The sequence below is a fragment of the Burkholderia sp. BCC1640 genome (assembly GCF_902833125.1).
Lineage (GTDB): Bacteria > Pseudomonadota > Gammaproteobacteria > Burkholderiales > Burkholderiaceae > Burkholderia > Burkholderia diffusa.
In genome coordinates, this window is record NZ_CADFEF010000027.1 from 45,187 (window position 1) to 62,987 (window position 17,801).

Genomic DNA, 17,801 nt, shown 5'->3' on the forward strand with positions numbered 1-17,801 from the left:
CAAAAGCCGTGGCTCAGGGAATGTTCAGATATTTGTGGGTCTGCATCGACAGCCGCCACTGCGGATGCCGCTTGCACCAGTCGATCGCGAGCTTCGTATTGAGATCGCGCGACGGGCCGTCCATCGGCTGCACGAGAAAATACTCGAAATCGAGCTTCGCGTAGTCGGCAAGCCGCTGGTTGTCCTGCGGGATCACGACCTTCAGTTCGTTGCCCTTCGTGACGACGAGCGGCGCGTCGGCCTTCGGGCTCACGCAGATCCAGTCGATCGTTTCGAGCACGGGCAGCGAGCCGTTGGTCTCGATCGCGATCTCGAAGCCCGCCGCATGCAGCGCGTCGACGAGCGGCTGGTCGAGCTGCAGCATCGGCTCGCCGCCCGTGCAGACGACGAAGCGATGCGCTTCGCCGTCCGGCCACAGGCCGGCGATCGTCGCGACGAGCGCTTCGGCGTCCTTGAACTTGCCGCCGTTCTCGCCGTCGGTGCCGACGAAGTCCGTATCGCAGAAACGGCACACGGCGTCCGCACGATCCTCTTCGCGGCCCGACCACAGATTGCAGCCGGCGAACCGGCAGAACACGGCCGGACGGCCCGCGTTCGCGCCCTCGCCCTGCAACGTGTAGAAAATTTCCTTGACCGCGTAAGTCATCGTGCTTCGTCCGGCTCGCGCCGCTCGTTGTCGATCAGAATCCGTTATTCATCCGGCGCTGCCGCCGCACCCGCGTCACAGCGGTGCTTCGGTCACCCGCTCGCCCTTCAGGTAGGCCTCGTAGCCGCGCTTGCGCAGCTTGCAGGCCGGGCATTCGCCGCAGCCGAAACCCCAGTCGTGCAGCTCCGCGCGCTCGCCCACGTAGCACGTGTGCGTCTCGACGCGGATCAGCTCGACGAGCGCCTCGCCGCCGAGTTGCTCGGCGAGTTGCCACGTCTGCGCCTTGTCCAGCCACATCAGCGGGGTCTCGAGCACGACGCGCGTATCCATCCCGAGGTTCAGCGCGACCTGCAGCGCCTTCATCGTGTCGTCGCGGCAGTCCGGGTAGCCCGAGAAATCGGTCTCGCACATCCCGCCGACCAGCACGCGCAGACCGCGGCGATAGGCGATCGCGGCCGCGATCGTCATGAACAGCAGGTTGCGGCCCGGCACGAACGTGTTCGGCAATCCGTTCGCCGCGGTCTCGATCTCGATCGTGCGCGTCATCGCCGTATCGCTGATCGCGCCGAGCACCGACAGATCGATCATGTGATCGTCGCCGAGGCGGCCCGCCCATGCGGGAAACCGGTGCTTCAGCGCATCGCGTACACCTTCGCGACACTCGAGTTCGACGCGATGGCGCTGGCCGTAATCGAAGCCGAGCGTCTCGACCGTCTGGTAGCGTTCTAGGGCCCAGGCCACGCACGTGGCCGAGTCCTGCCCGCCGGAAAACAACACGAGCGCGCCGTCTTTAGCGTCTGTCCGAATCACCGTGATACTCCGTGAATGTGTAGGCTCGCGTCGCGCTGCGCCCCGGGGCCGGCTGCCGTCGGACGGCCCGACGCGTGCCGGCCTGCGCCGGCTCGACCAGTATAGGCAGCGCGGTCGGCCGCGAACGCGGCGGCGCGCTTATACCGCCCATCGCGCGGCATCGTTGCCGCGCGTCACGGCGGCGCCTGCGGGCTGCCTGCCGTGCGCATGAAGCGATGCGCTAAGTCATTGAGCGGGCACGGATTTTATCACGCCCCGACGAATGCTGCCGGGCGCGCCGCCGATGCCGCGCAAACCCACCACAAACGAAAAACCCCAAGAACCTTCCGATTCTTGGGGTTGGAACTGCTGGTGGCCTGGGACGGAATCGAACCATCGACACGCGGATTTTCAATCCGCTGCTCTACCAACTGAGCTACCGGGCCAACGAAGAAGAGAAAGTATATCCAGCCCTCATCACTTGCGCAAGTGTTTTCGCGAAATATTTTATGCAGCGCCTTCGGTCGGCTTCTTGCCCAGCTCGACACCGAGCTGCTTGAGCTTGCGATACAGGTGCGTGCGCTCGAGGCCCGTCTTCTCCGCGACGCGCGTCATGCTGCCGTTCTCGCGCGCGAGGTGATATTCGAAGTACGCGCGCTCGAATGCGTCGCGCGCTTCGCGCAACGGGATGTCGAACGGAATCGCGGCCGTCTGGCCCGCGAGGCCGAGCGCCGTGACCATGTCGTCGCCGAGCGTCGGCAGCGCGGCCGCGGATGCGACGGCCGCCGGCCCCGATGCTTGCCCGATGCCGGCTTTCGCCGCTGCGTTGACGGACACCGGTGCCGCGCCGCGCGCGAGACCGTGCTCGACGGACTTCAGCAGCTTCTGCAGCGCGATCGGCTTCTCTAGGAAATCGAGTGCGCCGATCTTCGTCGCCTCGACGGCCGTGTCGATCGTCGCGTGCCCGGACATCATGATCACGGGCATCGTCAACAGGCCCTGCGCCGCCCATTCCTTGAGCAGCGTGACGCCGTCGGTATCGGGCATCCAGATATCGAGCAGCACGAGATCGGGCGCCTGATTCAGGCGGTATTCCCGCGCGGCCTGCGCGTTCTCCGCCGCCTCGACGACATGTCCTTCATCGCTGAGGATCTCCGAGAGCAATTCCCGGATGCCCATTTCATCATCTACCACCAGGATGGTTGCCATTTACGCTGCCTTTGTCTGCACACTTGCTTTTGTCTTGGCGGGAGCCGTCCCGCCCTGCGCGCCGGATTCGGCGCCTGGCGTATCGCTCGCCATCTGCAGGAACAGGATCGACACCTGCGCACCCTCGACGGTCTCGCCGTGCATGCGATTGCGCAGATCGATCCGCGCACCGTGCTCGTCGACGATTTTCTTGACCGTGGCCAGCCCGAGCCCCGTGCCCTTCGCCTTCGTCGTCACGTACGGCTCGAACGCACGGGTCAGGATGCGTGCCGGAAAACCGGGCCCGTTGTCGGACACGGTAAGACGTACCGCGACGCGCGTTTTGCCCTCGGCGTCGGGATCGCCATATTCTACTGTCTTGGTTTCGATCAACACACGCGGATGCGCGACTTCCGCGACCGAATCCTGCGCGTTCTGCAGCAGGTTGTGAATCACCTGGCGCAGTTGCGTCGCGTCGCCGCGAATCACCGGCAGCGACGGCGCGAGTTCGGCGACGATCGCGCTCTTGCCTTCGCCGACACCATACAGCCCGAGCACCTCGCTCGCCAGTTCGTTCAGCTGCAGGTTCGCGAGCACCGCCGGCGGCGTGCGCGCATATTCGCGGAAATCGTCGACCATCCGCTTCATCGCGGCCACCTGGTTGACGATCATCGTCGCGCCGCGCTTGAGCACGTCCGCATCGGGCGGTGCGAGCTTGTCGGACAGCTTCATCTGCAGCCGCTCGGCCGACAGCTGGATCGGCGTCAGCGGGTTCTTGATCTCGTGCGCGAGCCGCCGCGCGACCTCGCCCCATGCGACCGAACGCTGCGCGGAAATCACGTCGGAGATGTCGTCGAACACGACGACGTAGCCGGACGTCTGCGGATCGTCGGCCTCGCCCTCGACCGTCGACACGAGGCGCGTGCCGCGCACGAGCAAGGTCAGCGGATCGGCTTCGCCCGGCACCTCGATCGCAAACTGCTGCTGCCAGTGACCGCGATCGCCGCTGCCGCCGTCCGAAGCCGCTTCGCGATCGGCGAACGCCTTGCGCACCATCGCACCGAATTCCGCGACGACGCCGATTCGGTCGAGCGCCGTGCCGATCATCGAGCTGAACGGCTGCCGGAAGATCCGCTCGGCGCCGCGGTTGGCCGTCGTCAGCCGGAACTGGCGATCGAGCACGAACACGCCGGCCGTCAGGTTCGCGAGGATGCTCTCGAGATACGTCTTCGAATGCTCAAGCGCGATGCGGTTCTTCTCGACCGCCTGCCGAGCCTCCGACAATTGGCGCGTCATCGCGTTGAACGACTGTGTGAGGAAGCCGAGCTCGTCGCGCGACTTGATCTCGCGCTTCGGCGTGTAGTCGCCTTCCGTGACCTCCTTCGTGCCCTGCGCGAGCAGGAACAGCGGCCGCGCGAGCTGCTGGCCGAGCGCGAGCGCGAGCATCATCGCGATGAAGGTCGCGAGGAACAGCGCGAGCGTCAGCGTGCCGATGTACATCTTGCGCAGCCCGGTGCGGCCGAGCGATTTTTCCTGATATTCGCGATACGCGCGCTGCACCGCGTCGGCGTTGTGCGCAAGCGTGGGCGGCACCGGCTGCGTGAGCTGCAGGAATCGCTCCGCCGGTTGCAGCAGCGACGTCGTCGCATCGGGAATCGGCCGCACGACGCGCAGCCGCAGCGCGCCCTTCGCGCCGTGCGCGCGCGGGTCGCCGTCGACCTCGCCCTCGATCGCCGCGTACGCGCCGTGTTCGCGCGCTTGGCTCAGCATCAGCGGCGTCGGCAGGTCGTCCGGAATCAGCGCGGCGAAATTGCCCGATGCCTGCGCGACGATGTGCAGCTCGGGCGCCGCGCCGGAGCCGCCGCGGCTCGGCTCGACGATCGTCGCATCCTGCACGCCGAACTGGTCGCGCAGGCGCAAGAGCGTGAGTGTCGTGCCGTTCGTGTTCGCATCGACGCTCGCGAGCTGATCGGACATCAGCCGCGCCTTCGTCTGCAGGTCGGACAGCGACGCGTCGAGCATCCCGCGGCCGAGGTTCAGGCCGGCCGTCAGCGCGGTCTCGACGTTCACGTCGAACCACGACTCGATACTGCGCGACACGAACTGATACGACACGATGTAGATGATCCCGCCCGGCACCACGCCGACGAGCGCGAAGAACACCGCGAGCTTCGCGAGCAGCCGCGTGCCGAACTTGCCCTTCCTCAGGCGCACGACGATCATCCCGATCAGACCGAGCACCACCAGCAGGAACACGAGCGCGACGATGATGTTCATCGCGTACAGCCACGAGTAGTAGCGGTCGAAGAATTCGGTGTTCGCGCTCGCGGCCGCGAGCAGCACGAGCAGCAGCAGCGCCGTGAGCGCGACGGTCGAGACGATCACGCGAACGAGGAGGCTCTTCCCGCTGGCCGCGCGGCGCACTTTATTTAGCACGTTCGGTCACCGTGAAAGTGAAGCGCTTCCAGTCCGACCCGAGCGTCCAGTCGCGGTTGTTCACCGCGTCGACCTGGAACGGCTTCGGCATCAGCGCCGTATCGAGCTGCATCCGCACCGAGGCGGTGTAGGTTTCGCCGGCGCGCACCTGGTTGCGGTCGATCACGTGCCACGACGTGATGTGCCGGACGACCGCGAGCGCGTCCTTCAGCGACGGGAAGCCGAGTTGCAGCCCGCCCGTCGACACGCGGTACTCGCGCGTGAGCGGCTGGAACGACAGGCGGATCGTCTGCGACACCGACACCGGCTGCTCGTCGAACCAGTACCAGCGCGCGCGGCCCAGTTCGAAGTCGGTCGTGAAGTAAAGCGGGATGCCCTTGTTGACCGCATCCTCGAGGTTCGGATTCAGCTCGAAATCGAAGCGGGCATCGAGGCTCCAGCCGCTTCCGTCAGCCTGCAGCGATGCGCGCTGCACGGCGATCGACTCGGCACGCGCCGGCCGAACGACAGTCAGGCACAGCGTCAACGCGACCAGCAGGACGGCCGCGAGCCGAAGTGGAAAAAGGTGTTTGATCGTCACCGTTTCTGAAACCGCGCGTAGAAAAATCCGTCGTGATCGGTGTTCTGGTCGAGTGCGCCGGCCGCCCCGCCGTGCACGCCGCCCGGCAGCAGTTGGCCGGGCGCGTCCAATCGTACCGCATCTTCACAGGCCGCTTCAAACCAGCGAGCCTGCAACTCACCTTCCTCGGGGAAGATCGAACAGGTCACGTAGAGCAGTTCGCCGCCCGGCTTCACGAGCGGCCACAACGCCGTCAGGATGCGGCGCTGCTCCGCGACGAGCGCGGCGATGTCGGCTTCGCGACGCAGCCAGCGAATATCGGGATGACGACGCACGATGCCGGACGCCGAGCACGGCACGTCGGCGAGGATGCGGTCGAACGGACGGCCGTCGTACCACGCGTCCGGAGCGCCCGCATCGCCGACGCGCACGTCCGCCGCGAGCGACAGGCGCGCGAGGTTCTCGCCGATGCGCGCCGCGCGGGTCGCGTCGCTTTCGAGCGCAACGACTTCGGCGTCGGCCAGTTCGAGGATATGCCCGGTCTTGCCGCCCGGTGCCGCGCACGCATCGAGCACGCGCATGCCGTCGCGCGCACCGAGCCATTCGGCCGCGAGTTGCGCACCGGCATCCTGCACCGATACGACGCCGTCGGCGAAGCCCGGAATGCGGTCGACCGGGAGCGCCGACGCGAGCCGCACCGCGTGGCGACCGATCGCGGTCGCGTCGATTCCACTCGCGCGCAGCGTGTCGAGATATGCGTCGACGGTCGCGCGGCGCGCGTTCACGCGCAACGTCAGCGGCCCCTGGCGCTCGCCGGCCGCAAGAATCGCCTGCCAGGCATCCGGCCATGCACGCTTCACCGCATCGACCCACCAGGTGCGGTAATTCCAGCGTGCGACGGGATCATCCTGCATCGCCGCGACGAGCGCGTCGCGCTCACGCTGGAAACGCCGCAGCACAGCGTTGACCAGCCCTTTCGCGAACGCAAATTCGCGCCGTGCGCCGATCACGGTCACGGCCTGGTCGACGATCGTGAATGCCGGGTACGCGGCCACCTCCTCCGGATCGAGCATCAGCGCGAGCGCACCGGTGAGCACCGCATGCACGTGCGCGGGAGGCGCCTTGCTGACGAGCTGGCCGATCAGCCAGTCCGCGCTGCCGAGACGACGCATCGTCCGGTACGCGACGTCCTGCGTCGCGCCCCGCGCCAGCGCCTGTGCGCCGGCCGGCATCTGCGCGAACACCGCGGCCAGTGCCGCCGGCAGCGCGGTGCCGCGCCGCACCGCATCGACGGCCTGCGCGGCCGCGTCGAGTGCGAAGCCCAGCGAATCGGGCGCGAGATGCAGCGCGGACAGGCGCGCGGCGCGGCCGGAGGAAGACTGAGCGGAGGAGCGGGTTCGTGTCATCGGAGCAAAATCGGCAAACGGGCGCCGCGAGCGGCGGGAACCTGCGGCCGCGTGGCCGCCGCGATTCCAAACCGCGCATTGTAGCGTGAGGTCATGCGTCCCCTTTACGGGGCGCACAAATGAAACACCCCGCAGCGCAGGGCATGCGGGGTGACGTGTCAAGCGCGACGCGACTTAGTCGAAGCGGCCGGTACGCGCCATCTCCATCAGACGCGCGATGCGCTCCTCGGTCGCCGGGTGCGTGGAGAACAGATTCTGCAGACCACCGCCGTGAAGCGGGTTCATGATCATCATCTGCGCGGTGGCCGGATGCGCTTCGGCCGCCTGGAACGGGATGCCGGCCGCATAGCGATGGATCTTGTCGAGCGCGGTGGCGAGCGACTGCGGATCGCCGGAGATCTGCGCGCCGCCGCGGTCGGCCTCGAACTCGCGCGCGCGCGAGATCGCCATCTGGATCAGCGCACCGGCGATCGGTGCGAGCAACGCGACCGCAATGCCCGCGATCGGGTTGGCCGGACGGCCGTTTTCGTCGCGACCGCCGAAGAACATCGCGAAGTTGGCCAGCGCCGAAATCGCGCCCGCCATCGTCGCGGTGATCGTCGAAATCAGGATGTCGCGATGCTTCACGTGCGCGAGCTCATGCGCCATCACGCCGCGCATCTCGCGCTCGGACAGCACACGCAGGATGCCCGTCGTCGCGGCGACCGCCGCGTGCTCGGGGTTGCGGCCCGTGGCGAACGCGTTCGGCGCGTCCTCATTGATCAGGTAGACGCGCGGCATCGCCAGGTTCGCGCGCGTGGCGAGTTCGCGCACCATCCGGTAGAACTGCGGCGCCGTGTTCTCGTCGACTTCCTGCGCGTTGTACATGCGCAGCACCATCTTGTCGGAGAACCAGTACGAGAAGAAATTCATGCCGAGCGCGAACAGCAGCGCGATCGTCATGCCGCGCGAGCCGCCGATCATGCCGCCGATCACGATGAACAGGGCCGTGATCGCGGCCATCAGCATCGCCGTTTTGACCCAATTGAACATACCCACTCCTTATCCGTCAGGGGACCCGCCGCACATCACGATGCACGGCGGAAAATTGTAAGTGATTTGTTAGATAAGGTCTTGCCGGAAAAATTCAATTTCAGCGTTGCGTCGCCGCGAGCCGCAGCCCGAGGCCGACGAAGGCGCTGCCCACCGTGCGGTCAAGCCACTTCCTGACGCCCGGCTTGCCGGAAAAGCGCTGCGTGACGCTCCCCGCGACCCACGCGACGATGCAGGTCCAGACCGTGCTCATCACGACGAACACCGAACCGAGCGCCAGGAACGCCAGCGCCTTGTGCGGGCTGTCGGCCGACACGAACTGCGGGAAGAACGACACGAAGAACAGCACGACCTTCGGGTTCAACACGTTGGTCCAGAAACCCTGCATGAACAGCTGGCGCAGCGGCCTCGCCGCCGTGACGCGTGCCGCCTCGGCGCCTGCCGGCGCGGCCGCCTGCTTCGCAAGGATCATGCGCACGCCGAGGTAAATCAGGTAAGCGGCACCGACCAGCTTGATCACCGTGAACGCGGCGGCCGACGCCGCGAGCAGCGCGGTCAGACCGAACGCGCACGCAAGCGCGTGCACGCAGCAGCCGGCGGAGATGCCGAGCGCGGACATCAGCCCCGCGCCACGGCCCTGCGCGACGCTGCGGCCGACTATGTACGCCGTATCGGGGCCGGGCGTGACGTTCAGCAGGAAAACCGCGAGCACGAAGAAGCCGAAATGGGTGATACCAAGCATGGGAACCTCGAAACCGGAAAGCGCAGGGAAATTCTACGCGCGCCTGCCGCGCCGCGCGACTCGGCCATCCGGCCGATTGCGCTCGACCGGCATGTCGGGTCGAATAAGGCTCAAAGCCCGTCGGGCAACGCGAAGCGCTGGCCCGCGGCGAGCGGCGAGCCGGCCAGGAATTCGCGCGCGGGCAGCCGCTTGCCGCCCGGCTTCTGCAGTTGCGTGACGCGCAGCGCGCCGCCACCGCCGCAGGCGACGACAACACCTTCCGGCGCCGCCTCGACGATCGTGCCAGGCGCCGTGTCGACAATCGCGCCGCGCGCCGCCACCGGCTCGGCCGCCCACAGCTTGATTGCCGCGCCGTCGAGCATCGCGACGCCGCCCGGGAACGGGTCGAACGCGCGCACCTGGCGCGCGAGCACGTCGGCCGGCTTGCGCCAGTCGAGCGCCGCTTCGTGCTTGCCGATCTTTTCCGCGTAGGTCACGCCGTCGGCCGGCTGCGGAATGGCGGGCAGCGCGCCGTCGCGCTCGAGCCGCACGAGCGCGTCGACGATCAGGCGCGCACCGTCGGCGGCCAGCCGGTCGTGAAGCGTCGCGGTCGTATCGTCAGGCGCGATCGTGAGGCGCGCTTCCTCGATCATCGCGCCGGTGTCGAGGCCGACGTCCATCTGCATCAGCGTGACGCCCGTCTCAGCGTCACCGGCTTCGATCGCGCGATGAATCGGCGCGGCGCCGCGCCAGCGCGGCAGCAGCGACGCGTGGATGTTGATGCAGCCGGCGCGCGGAATGTCGAGCACCTCCTGCGGCAGCAGCAGGCCGTATGCGGCGACCACCATCACGTCGTGCGGTGTCGCGCGCAGCAGCTCGATCGCGTCGGCCGCTTCCTCCGGGTACTTGCCCGCGCGGCGCAGCGACGTCGGCTGCGCGACGGGCATCCCGTGCTCGACGGCATAGCGCTTCACGGCGCTCGCCTGCAGTTTCATCCCGCGCCCGGCGGGGCGGTCGGGCTGAGTGAGCACGAGCGGCACCGGGAAACCGGCCTCGTGGATCGCGGCGAGTGCGGCCGCGGCGAATTCCGGCGTGCCGGCAAAAATCACGCGCAACGTATGGGTCATGACAGCGTTCGGGATCGGGCTGGGCAAACGCGCGTCACATCGCGCGTTCGAGTTTCTTCATCTTCGTCTTGATACGGGTCTGCTTCAGCGGCGACAGGTATTCGACGAACACGCGACCCATCAGGTGATCCATCTCGTGCTGCACGCACACGGCGAGAAGGCCCTCGCAGTCGAGCTCGAAGGTTTCGCCCTGCTCGTTGAGCGCACGCACACGCACGTGGTCGGGACGCTCGACTTCGTCGTAGATCCCGGGCACCGACAGGCAGCCCTCCTCGTAGATCTGTTTCACGTCGCTCGACCAGATGATCTCGGGGTTGATGAACGCGCGCAGTTCGTTCTTCTCCTCGGAGACGTCGATCACGATCACGCGCTCGTGCACGTCGACCTGCGTCGCCGCGAGGCCGATGCCCGGCGCGGCGTACATGGTTTCGGCCATGTCGGCGACGAGCTTGCGGATCCGGTCGTCGACCTTGTCGACGGGCTTGGCGACCTTGTGCAGCCGCTTGTCGGGGTAATGAAGAATGTTCAGCAAAGCCATGGTGTTCGGTATTCGGTGGAGCGGCGCGCCGCATCGGCCATCCGGCCGGCTGGCGCCGCCGCCGGGATGCAATGAAGATGAGGCGGACGCGCGGCATGTCAATGCCGCGGGTCTGCCTCCTGCAATTGGCCGGACGCTCGTGCGCGCGGCCCTATCGAGTATTTCGGATGATGAAAATTTTATCACGGCGCCACGCTGTTCGCTGGCCGTCGCATTCGAGGGGAACCTCATGTCGCCGCAAGCGCTGACGACCTCCGCGTTGCGTGCGTGGCTGCAGCTCGCGCATGCACCGGGACTCCCGCCCGCCGTGCTGCGTGCACTGCTCGATGCATTCGGCTCGCCGACGGCGCTGCTGCGCGCATCCGACCAGGCCATCGGTGCGGCGAGCAGCGCTGCCGCCGCGCGGGCGGTGCGCACCAGCCAGCGGAACGGCCTCGACGCCCGCACCGACGCCGCACTGGCATGGCTCGACGCACCGGGCAACGCGATCGTCACGCTCAACGATCCCGTCTATCCGCCGCGGCTGCGCGACCTGCACGATCCGCCACCGCTGCTATATGTAAAGGGCAGGCTCGACTTGCTGCATGCACGCGGGCTCGCCGTGGTCGGCAGCCGACATGCGACGCCGCAGGGGCTCGCAGACGCCACACGCTTCTCGCATGCGCTGTCCGATGCAGGCCTCGTGATCGTCTCCGGTCTCGCGCTCGGCATCGACGGCGCCGCACATCGCGGCGGGCTCGACGGCCGCGCCGGCACGGTCGCGGTGATCGCGACGGGCGCCGATCTCGTCTACCCGGCTCGGCACCGCACCCTTGCGCACGAGATTGCCGCACGCGGCGCGATCGTTTCCGAATGGCCGCTCGGCACACCCGCGCGGGCGGCGCATTTCCCGCAGCGCAACCGGCTGATCGCTGCGCTCGCGCTCGGCGCGCTCGTCGTCGAAGCCGCGCCGCGCTCTGGCTCGCTGATCACCGCGCGGCTCGCGAACGAGCTGGGCCGCGACGTGTTCGCGATGCCGGGCTCGATCCACGCGCCGCTCGCGCAGGGCTGCCACGCACTGATCCGCGACGGCGCGAAGCTCACCACGACCCCGCTCGACGTGCTCGAGGAATACGGGTTGGGCGAACCGGCTGTTCACGCCAGCCGCACGGAGAATTCACGTTCGCGCCCCGATAACGGTGGAACGACCGACACCGCCGCGCGGTGCGCGGGCGAGCACATCGAGAAAGCCGGTTCCGCCATTCCGGTCGCCACGCCCGCCGAGATCGACGGCACGCCAACCGACAACCCGGCCGAACAGTCCGTGCTCGCCGCACTGGGATACGGCCCCGTTACTTACGAGTGGCTTGCCGAGCACACCGGTCTGTCCGACGACGCGCTGCACCGCGCGCTACTCGGGCTCGAACTGGCCGGCCGCGTGGCGAGCATGCCCGGCGGACGCTTCGCGCGGCTTGACGCAACGCCCACCCCGCCCGCGTCCGGCGTGCTACAGTCCCCCGCATAGAGGCGGCCGTGCCGCCGACGCAACCCCGAGGAATTCCATGCCCGCGCTGAATCTCGACACCGATGCCGATCGGATCGCCGAGCGCCTCGCCGATCCCGACACGCTGCTGGTCGCCTGCCTGTGCGCCGAGTGGTGCGGCACCTGCCGTGACTACCGAACGGCCTTCGACCAGCTCGCCGACGCCCATCCCGACACCTGCTTCGCGTGGATCGACGTCGAAACCCATGCCGACCGGCTCGACGATCTCGACGTCGAGAATTTTCCGACGATCCTGATCGAGGACGCGAACACCGCGCGCTTCTTCGGTACGGTGCTGCCGCACGCGGCGATCGTCGAACGGATGCTGTCCGACCTGAGCGCCGTGCCCGGCGCGCCGCACGCACCGAAATTGCGCAACATCCTGAATGTCGAGGCGTAAGCCACGCACCGGCCCGGCAGCTTTTCGCGCCGTTGCGCGTGCCGCCGCGCCGGGCGCTTGCCGCCGTTGCGGCCCCCCACTATGATGAGCCGCTTTTTGCACGCCGCGCCGCCGTCGCCGCGGCGTGTGCTATAAAGCCGTCGTAAAAGGGACCCACGCCGGCGAACCCGGTCTACCAACACACATCTGTCATGTCCAAAGCACTGATCATTGCGGAAAAGCCTTCTGTCGCGAACGACATCGCGCGCGCTTTGGGCGGCTTTACCAAGCATGACGAATACTTCGAGAGCGACGAATTCGTCCTGTCGTCCGCGGTCGGCCACCTGCTGGAAATCGCCGCCCCGGAAGAGTACGAGGTCAAGCGCGGGAAATGGAGCTTCGCTCATCTGCCCGTCATCCCCCCGCATTTCGACCTGAACCCGATCGCAAAAAGCGAGTCGCGCCTGAAAGTCCTGACCAAGCTCATGAAGCGCAAGGACGTCGACCGCCTAATCAACGCATGTGACGCGGGGCGCGAGGGCGAGCTGATTTTCCGCCTGATCGTGCAGCACGCGAAGGCGAAACAGCCGGTCCAGCGCCTCTGGCTGCAGTCGATGACGCCGCAGGCGATCCGCGACGGTTTTGCGCACCTGCGCAGCGACACGGACATGCAGCCGCTCGCCGACGCCGCACGCTGCCGCTCGGAAGCCGACTGGCTCGTCGGGATCAACGGCACGCGGGCGATGACCGCGTTCAACAGCAAGGGCGGCGGCTTCTTCCTGACGACCGTCGGCCGCGTTCAGACGCCAACGTTGTCGATCGTCGTCGAACGTGAAGAGAAAATCCGCCGTTTCATCCCGCGCGACTACTGGGAAGTGAAGGCCGAGTTCGCGTGCGCGGGAGGCTTCTACGAAGGCAAGTGGTTCGACCCGAAATTCAAGCGCGACGAATTCGATCCTGAAAAGCGCGACTCCCGCCTATGGAGCCTGCCGGCCGCCGAAACGATCGTCGCCGCGTGCCGCGACCAGGTCGGCACCGTGTCCGAGGAATCGAAGCCGTCGACCCAGCTGTCGCCGCTGCTGTTCGACCTGACGAGCCTGCAGCGCGAAGCGAACAGCCGCTTCGGCTTCTCCGCGAAGAACACGCTCGGTCTCGCGCAGGCGCTGTATGAAAAGCACAAGGTGCTGACCTACCCGCGTACCGACGCGCGCGCGCTGCCGGAAGACTACCTCGCGACGGTGCAGTCCACGCTCGAGATGCTCAAGGAGAGCCACAACTACCTGCCGCACGCGAAGCAGGTGCTCGACAAGGGCTGGGTGAAGCCGAACAAGCGGATCTTCGACAACTCGAAGATCAGCGACCACTTTGCAATCATCCCGACGCTGCAGGCGCCGAAGTCGCTGTCCGAGCCGGAGCAGAAGCTGTACGACATGGTCGTGAAGCGCTTCCTCGCGGTGTTCTTCCCGGCGGCCGAATTCCGCGTCACGACGCGGATCACCGAAGTCGCCGGCCATCACTTCAAGACCGAAGGCAAGGTGCTCGTCGAGCCGGGCTGGCTGCAGGTGTACGGCCGCGACGCCGAAGGCGCGGACGCGAATCTCGTGCCGGTGCAGAAGGACGAGAAGGTGAAGACGGACGAGATCGCCGCGGTCGCGCTCGTGACGAAGCCGCCCGCACGCTACTCGGAAGCGACGCTGCTGTCGGCGATGGAAGGCGCGGGCAAGCTCGTCGAGGACGACGAACTGCGCGAGGCGATGGCCGCGAAGGGTCTCGGCACGCCGGCGACGCGCGCGGCGATCATCGAAGGCCTGCTCGGCGAGAAATATCTCGTGCGCGAAGGCCGCGAACTGATCCCGACCGCGAAGGCATTCCAGCTGATGACGCTGCTGCGCGGGCTCGGCGTGAAGGAGCTGACCGCGCCCGAGCTCACCGGCGAATGGGAATACAAGCTGTCGCAGATGGAGCGCGGCAACCTCGGGCGCGACGCATTCATGCAGGAAATCGCCCGCATGACGCAGCAGATCGTCAAGCGCGCGAAGGAATACGATTCCGACACGATTCCCGGCGATTACGCGACGCTCGAGACGCCATGCCCGAACTGCGGCGGCCAGGTGAAGGAAAACTACCGCCGCTTCGCGTGCACGAAGTGCGAGTTCTCGATCTCGAAGATTCCGGGTAGCCGGCAGTTCGAGATCGCGGAAGTCGAGGAGCTGCTGCAGCAGAAGACGATCGGTCCGCTGTCCGGCTTCCGCAGCAAGATGGGCCGTCCGTTCTCGGCGATCCTCAAGCTCTCGTTCGACGACGAGACGAAGAACTACAAGCTCGAGTTCGACTTCGGCCAGGATCAGGGCGGTGAGGAAGGCGAGGCGCCCGACTTCTCCGCGCAGGAACCGGTCGGCGCATGCCCGAAGTGCAAGGGCCGCGTGTTCGAGCACGGGATGAGCTATGTGTGCGAGCACTCGGTCGCGAATCCGAAAACCTGCGACTTCCGTTCGGGCAAGGTGATCTTGCAGCAGGAAATCACGCGCGAGCAAATGGCGAAGCTGCTGGCCGACGGCCGCACGGATCTGCTGCCGAACTTCAAGTCGTCGCGTACGGGCCGCAACTTCAAGGCCTTCCTCGTGAAGCAGCCGGACGGCAAGATCGGTTTCGAGTTCGAGAAGAAGGAGCCGAAGGCCGCCGCCGCGAAGAAGACGGCAAAATCGGCGACGAAGGACGCCGAAACCGTCACGGAAGGCGCCGACGAGAAGCCGGCACCGGCCCGCAAGACCGCCGCCCGCAAGACGACGGCGCGCAAGACCGGCTCGTAATGCTCCGGCTGCCGGGGGCTCCCCCGGCGCGTCGCACGTCGGACGCACGGCCATGCAAGCAGCGATAAAAAAACGCGGATCGATCGCTCGATCCGCGTTTTTTCTTGATGCTGGCCGGGTCGGTGCGCGGCCGCCGCGACGTTACAGCGGCGACGGCACCGCAACCCGCGCGCGCGGCGAACGCGCGAGGCGCGGCTGCAGGTTCGGACCGGTCGATTCGGGCGGCTCGGCACGCGTCTCGACGCCGATCGGCGCAGGCGCAGCACCCTGTGCGGCCCACTGTTCGCCCATCGTCGCGTCGGTCGAGTGGCTGAAATACTCGACGAGGTGGTCGATGAACGTGCGCACCTTCGCAGGCAGATGGCGCCGGCTCGGATATGCGATGTTGATCTCGACCTGCGGCAGCCGGAAATCCGGCAGCAGCCGCACCAGCGCACCGCGCGCGATGTCGCTGCCGATCAGGTAGCTCGGCAGGATCGCGACACCCATCCCGAGCAGCGCGAACTGGCGCAGCATCGCGGTGTTGTTCGCGACGATCACGTTGGTCGGGCGCACGCGCACTTCGCCGTCCGGCCCCGTGAACACGCGCTCGTCGCCCCAGTATTCGGTCGGCAAGCTCAGCGCCGGGTGTTCGGCGAGATGTTCCGGGTGGGTCGGCACGCCGTGCTTTTCCAGGTAGCTCGGCGTCGCGCACACGGTCATGCAGCCCGTGGTCAGCCGCCGCGTGACGATGCTCGCGCTGCGCATCTGACGCGTGACGACGATGCCGACGTCGAAACCTTCCTCGACGAGATCGACCTGGCGGTCGACCAGCGTCAGATCCGGCACCACTTTCGGGAAATTCTCGGTGTACGACTGCAGGACGGGCGCAAGGTTATGCAGGCCGAACACGACCGGCGCGACGATGCGCAGCGTGCCGACCGGCTCGTGATTGCGCGCGACGACCATCTGTTCGACATCCTCGAGCTCATCGAGAATCTGGCGCGCCCGCTCCAGGTAGACCTGCCCCGACTCCGTCAGCGAAAGGCTGCGCGTGGTGCGGTTCAGCAGACGCGTGCCGAGCCGGCCTTCCAGATCGGCGACGTGACGCGTCGCGACCGCGTTGGAGATATCCATTGCACTCGCGGCCCGCGCGAAACTGCCGAGATCTGCAACCTTGACGAACACGCGCATCGACTGCAAATGATCCATAAACGACTCCTGCCGCTGTTACAACTTCAAAAAGTTGAAGCATATGCGTAATTCTCCTACGACAGCGGAAATGATGCAGAGTTGCTCAACAAGGCCCGCGTTGACGATAAAAATAGTCAAAAATCCTCACCCATCGCGAATGGATGATCCAATTATTCTGATTGGAGCAACAATTGGGTGAACCTCGTCCGGTAAGCGGCCGAATCAGGAAGGACGTGTCTGATGCGACACAACATCGCACCCAGCCGCAGCCGACGGGAGCGGCGCCGGGTCTGGCCGGCGCCGATTGCGGCGGAGCGTAACAACCTGTTAAAAAGACACCACGACGTCCGCCGACGTAGCATCATGTCGGCCCCGGCCGGGCGGGACGGGTGCGCGACGTGCGCCGCCGCCACTGCCGCTTTCAACGCGCGACTCCCGCTGATCATGAAAATTGCCATCCTCGACGACTACCAGGACGCCGTCCGCAAGCTGAACTGCTTCGAGATGCTCGCCGAGCACGACGTGAAGGTCTTCAACAACACGGTACGCGGCCTGGGGCAACTCGCGAGCCGCCTGGCGGAAGTCGAGGCGCTCGTGCTGATTCGCGAGCGCACGCCGATTTCGTCGCAATTGCTCGCCAAGCTGCCGAACCTGCGCATGATCAGCCAGACCGGCCGTATCTCGAGCCACATCGACCTCGAAGCGTGTACCGATCGCGGCATCGCGGTGCTCGAAGGCACGGGTTCGCCGGTCGCGCCCGCCGAACTCACCTGGGCGCTCGTGATGGCCGCCCAGCGCCGCATTCCGCAATACGTCGCGAACCTGAAACAGGGCGCCTGGCAGCAGTCGGGCCTGAAGACATCGGCGCTGCCGCCGAACTTCGGTCTCGGCCAGGTGCTGCGCGGCCAGACGCTCGGCATCTGGGGCTACGGCAAGATCGGCCGGCTCGTCGCCGGCTACGGCAAGGCGTTCGGGATGAACGTGCTGATCTGGGGCCGCGAGCATTCGCTCGAGGCCGCACGCGCCGACGGCTACACCGCCGCCGAGAGCCGCGAAGCGCTGTTCGAGCAGAGCGACGTGCTGTCGCTGCACCTGCGCATGCACGACGACACGCGTGGGATCGTGAAGCAGGAAGACCTGATGCGGATGAAGCCGACGTCGCTGCTCGTCAACACGAGCCGCGCGGAACTGCTCGAGGAAAACGCACTCGTCAACGCGCTGTCGCACAACCGTCCGGGGATGGTCGCGATCGACGTGTTCGAGAGCGAGCCGATCCTGCAGGGCTACAGCCTGCTGCGGATGGAAAACGTGATCTGCACGCCGCACATCGGCTACGTCGAGCGCGAAAGCTACGAGCTCTACTTCAGCGCGGCGTTCCGGAACATCCTCGCGTTCGACCAGGGCGACCTGTCGAGCGTCGTCAATCCGGAAGCGCTGACGCCGCGCCGCGTGCGCTGACCGGCGCGAGCCGCGTT

15 protein-coding genes and 1 tRNA gene are annotated in these 17,801 nt (G+C 66.8%); 4 read left to right on the forward strand and 12 right to left on the reverse strand.

The window, feature by feature from the left end; all coding sequences use genetic code 11:
* Positions 1–13: 13 nt before the first annotated feature.
* From queE to def, 11 genes are all read right to left on the reverse strand, one after another.
* Positions 14–646, reverse strand: a complete 633-nt coding sequence (gene queE, locus HWX25_RS25365) for a 7-carboxy-7-deazaguanine synthase (RefSeq protein WP_059468636.1) — start codon at positions 644–646, stop codon at positions 14–16.
* 75 nt (positions 647–721) lie between these two features.
* Positions 722–1,456, reverse strand: a complete 735-nt coding sequence (gene queC / locus HWX25_RS25370; protein WP_059534927.1) for a 7-cyano-7-deazaguanine synthase QueC — start codon at positions 1,454–1,456, stop codon at positions 722–724.
* 349 nt (positions 1,457–1,805) lie between these two features.
* Positions 1,806–1,881, reverse strand: a tRNA-Phe gene (locus tag HWX25_RS25375).
* Between the two features lie 61 nt (positions 1,882–1,942).
* Positions 1,943–2,644: a response regulator transcription factor EsaR gene (esaR, locus tag HWX25_RS25380; RefSeq protein ID WP_175911154.1), complete on the reverse strand. Its 702-nt coding sequence runs from the start codon at positions 2,642–2,644 to the stop codon at positions 1,943–1,945.
* Entirely contained in the window at positions 2,645–5,059 is a 2,415-nt protein-coding gene (esaS, locus tag HWX25_RS25385; protein WP_059534923.1) for a sensor histidine kinase EsaS, read from the reverse strand. It lies immediately after the preceding gene.
* Positions 5,049–5,639 (reverse strand): DUF4390 domain-containing protein, encoded by a 591-nt coding sequence (locus HWX25_RS25390; RefSeq protein ID WP_044847362.1) that lies wholly within the window; start codon positions 5,637–5,639, stop codon positions 5,049–5,051. The genes esaS and HWX25_RS25390 overlap by 11 nt, the downstream gene beginning before the upstream one ends.
* Positions 5,636–7,024: a 16S rRNA (cytosine(967)-C(5))-methyltransferase RsmB gene (rsmB, locus tag HWX25_RS25395; protein ID WP_175911156.1), complete on the reverse strand. Its 1,389-nt coding sequence runs from the start codon at positions 7,022–7,024 to the stop codon at positions 5,636–5,638. Before rsmB ends, HWX25_RS25390 begins: the two co-directional genes overlap by 4 nt.
* A 174-nt stretch (positions 7,025–7,198) precedes the next feature.
* Positions 7,199–8,056, reverse strand: a complete 858-nt coding sequence (gene htpX / locus HWX25_RS25400; RefSeq protein ID WP_175911158.1) for a zinc metalloprotease HtpX — start codon at positions 8,054–8,056, stop codon at positions 7,199–7,201.
* 100 nt (positions 8,057–8,156) lie between these two features.
* The gene (locus HWX25_RS25405) at positions 8,157–8,798 is read right to left on the reverse strand and encodes a LysE family translocator (RefSeq protein ID WP_175911160.1); all 642 of its coding nucleotides are present in this window, start codon (positions 8,796–8,798) and stop codon (positions 8,157–8,159) included.
* Between the two features lie 110 nt (positions 8,799–8,908).
* Positions 8,909–9,904, reverse strand: a complete 996-nt coding sequence (gene fmt / locus HWX25_RS25410) for a methionyl-tRNA formyltransferase (protein ID WP_175911162.1) — start codon at positions 9,902–9,904, stop codon at positions 8,909–8,911.
* 34 nt (positions 9,905–9,938) lie between these two features.
* Positions 9,939–10,442, reverse strand: coding sequence for a peptide deformylase (gene def / locus HWX25_RS25415; RefSeq protein WP_059607517.1), 504 nt, complete (start codon positions 10,440–10,442; stop codon positions 9,939–9,941).
* A 229-nt stretch (positions 10,443–10,671) separates the two neighbouring features.
* Between def and dprA the strand changes: the two genes are divergently transcribed.
* The 3 genes from dprA to HWX25_RS25430 all read left to right on the forward strand — a co-directional run bounded on the left by dprA (position 10,672) and on the right by HWX25_RS25430 (position 15,153).
* Positions 10,672–11,946 carry a DNA-processing protein DprA gene (dprA, locus tag HWX25_RS25420; RefSeq protein ID WP_175911164.1) on the forward strand — a complete coding sequence of 425 codons (1,275 nt, stop codon included), beginning with the start codon at positions 10,672–10,674 and terminating at the stop codon, positions 11,944–11,946.
* A 37-nt stretch (positions 11,947–11,983) separates the two neighbouring features.
* Positions 11,984–12,364, forward strand: a complete 381-nt coding sequence (locus tag HWX25_RS25425; RefSeq protein ID WP_059819965.1) for a thioredoxin family protein — start codon at positions 11,984–11,986, stop codon at positions 12,362–12,364.
* A gap of 191 nt (positions 12,365–12,555) precedes the next feature.
* Complete coding sequence (locus HWX25_RS25430; RefSeq protein WP_175911166.1) at positions 12,556–15,153, forward strand: DNA topoisomerase III; 2,598 nt, start codon at positions 12,556–12,558, stop codon at positions 15,151–15,153.
* 141 nt (positions 15,154–15,294) lie between these two features.
* Here the strand turns inward: HWX25_RS25430 and HWX25_RS25435 are convergent, their stop codons facing one another.
* The gene (locus tag HWX25_RS25435) at positions 15,295–16,344 is read right to left on the reverse strand and encodes a LysR family transcriptional regulator (RefSeq protein WP_059534907.1); all 1,050 of its coding nucleotides are present in this window, start codon (positions 16,342–16,344) and stop codon (positions 15,295–15,297) included.
* A 426-nt stretch (positions 16,345–16,770) separates the two neighbouring features.
* Here HWX25_RS25435 and HWX25_RS25440 point away from each other — a divergent pair, with 426 nt between their 5' ends.
* Positions 16,771–17,784, forward strand: a complete 1,014-nt coding sequence (locus HWX25_RS25440; protein ID WP_057924643.1) for a D-2-hydroxyacid dehydrogenase family protein — start codon at positions 16,771–16,773, stop codon at positions 17,782–17,784.
* The last annotated feature ends 17 nt before the right edge of the window (positions 17,785–17,801 follow it).

Bases quoted from the DNA above. Each gene is read 5' to 3' on its own strand.
- HWX25_RS25425 (WP_059819965.1), top strand. From the start codon at position 11,984: ATGCCCGCGCTGAATCTCGACACCGATGCCGATCGGATCGCCGAGCGC.
- HWX25_RS25435 (WP_059534907.1), bottom strand. From the start codon at position 16,344: ATGGATCATTTGCAGTCGATGCGCGTGTTCGTCAAGGTTGCAGATCTC.
- dprA (WP_175911164.1), top strand. From the start codon at position 10,672: ATGTCGCCGCAAGCGCTGACGACCTCCGCGTTGCGTGCGTGGCTGCAG.
- def (WP_059607517.1), bottom strand. From the start codon at position 10,442: ATGGCTTTGCTGAACATTCTTCATTACCCCGACAAGCGGCTGCACAAG.
- HWX25_RS25440 (WP_057924643.1), top strand. From the start codon at position 16,771: ATGAAAATTGCCATCCTCGACGACTACCAGGACGCCGTCCGCAAGCTG.
- esaR (WP_175911154.1), bottom strand. From the start codon at position 2,644: ATGGCAACCATCCTGGTGGTAGATGATGAAATGGGCATCCGGGAATTG.
- HWX25_RS25430 (WP_175911166.1), top strand. From the start codon at position 12,556: ATGTCCAAAGCACTGATCATTGCGGAAAAGCCTTCTGTCGCGAACGAC.
- queE (WP_059468636.1), bottom strand. From the start codon at position 646: ATGACTTACGCGGTCAAGGAAATTTTCTACACGTTGCAGGGCGAGGGC.
- htpX (WP_175911158.1), bottom strand. From the start codon at position 8,056: ATGTTCAATTGGGTCAAAACGGCGATGCTGATGGCCGCGATCACGGCC.
- HWX25_RS25405 (WP_175911160.1), bottom strand. From the start codon at position 8,798: ATGCTTGGTATCACCCATTTCGGCTTCTTCGTGCTCGCGGTTTTCCTG.
- fmt (WP_175911162.1), bottom strand. From the start codon at position 9,904: ATGACCCATACGTTGCGCGTGATTTTTGCCGGCACGCCGGAATTCGCC.
- rsmB (WP_175911156.1), bottom strand. From the start codon at position 7,024: ATGACACGAACCCGCTCCTCCGCTCAGTCTTCCTCCGGCCGCGCCGCG.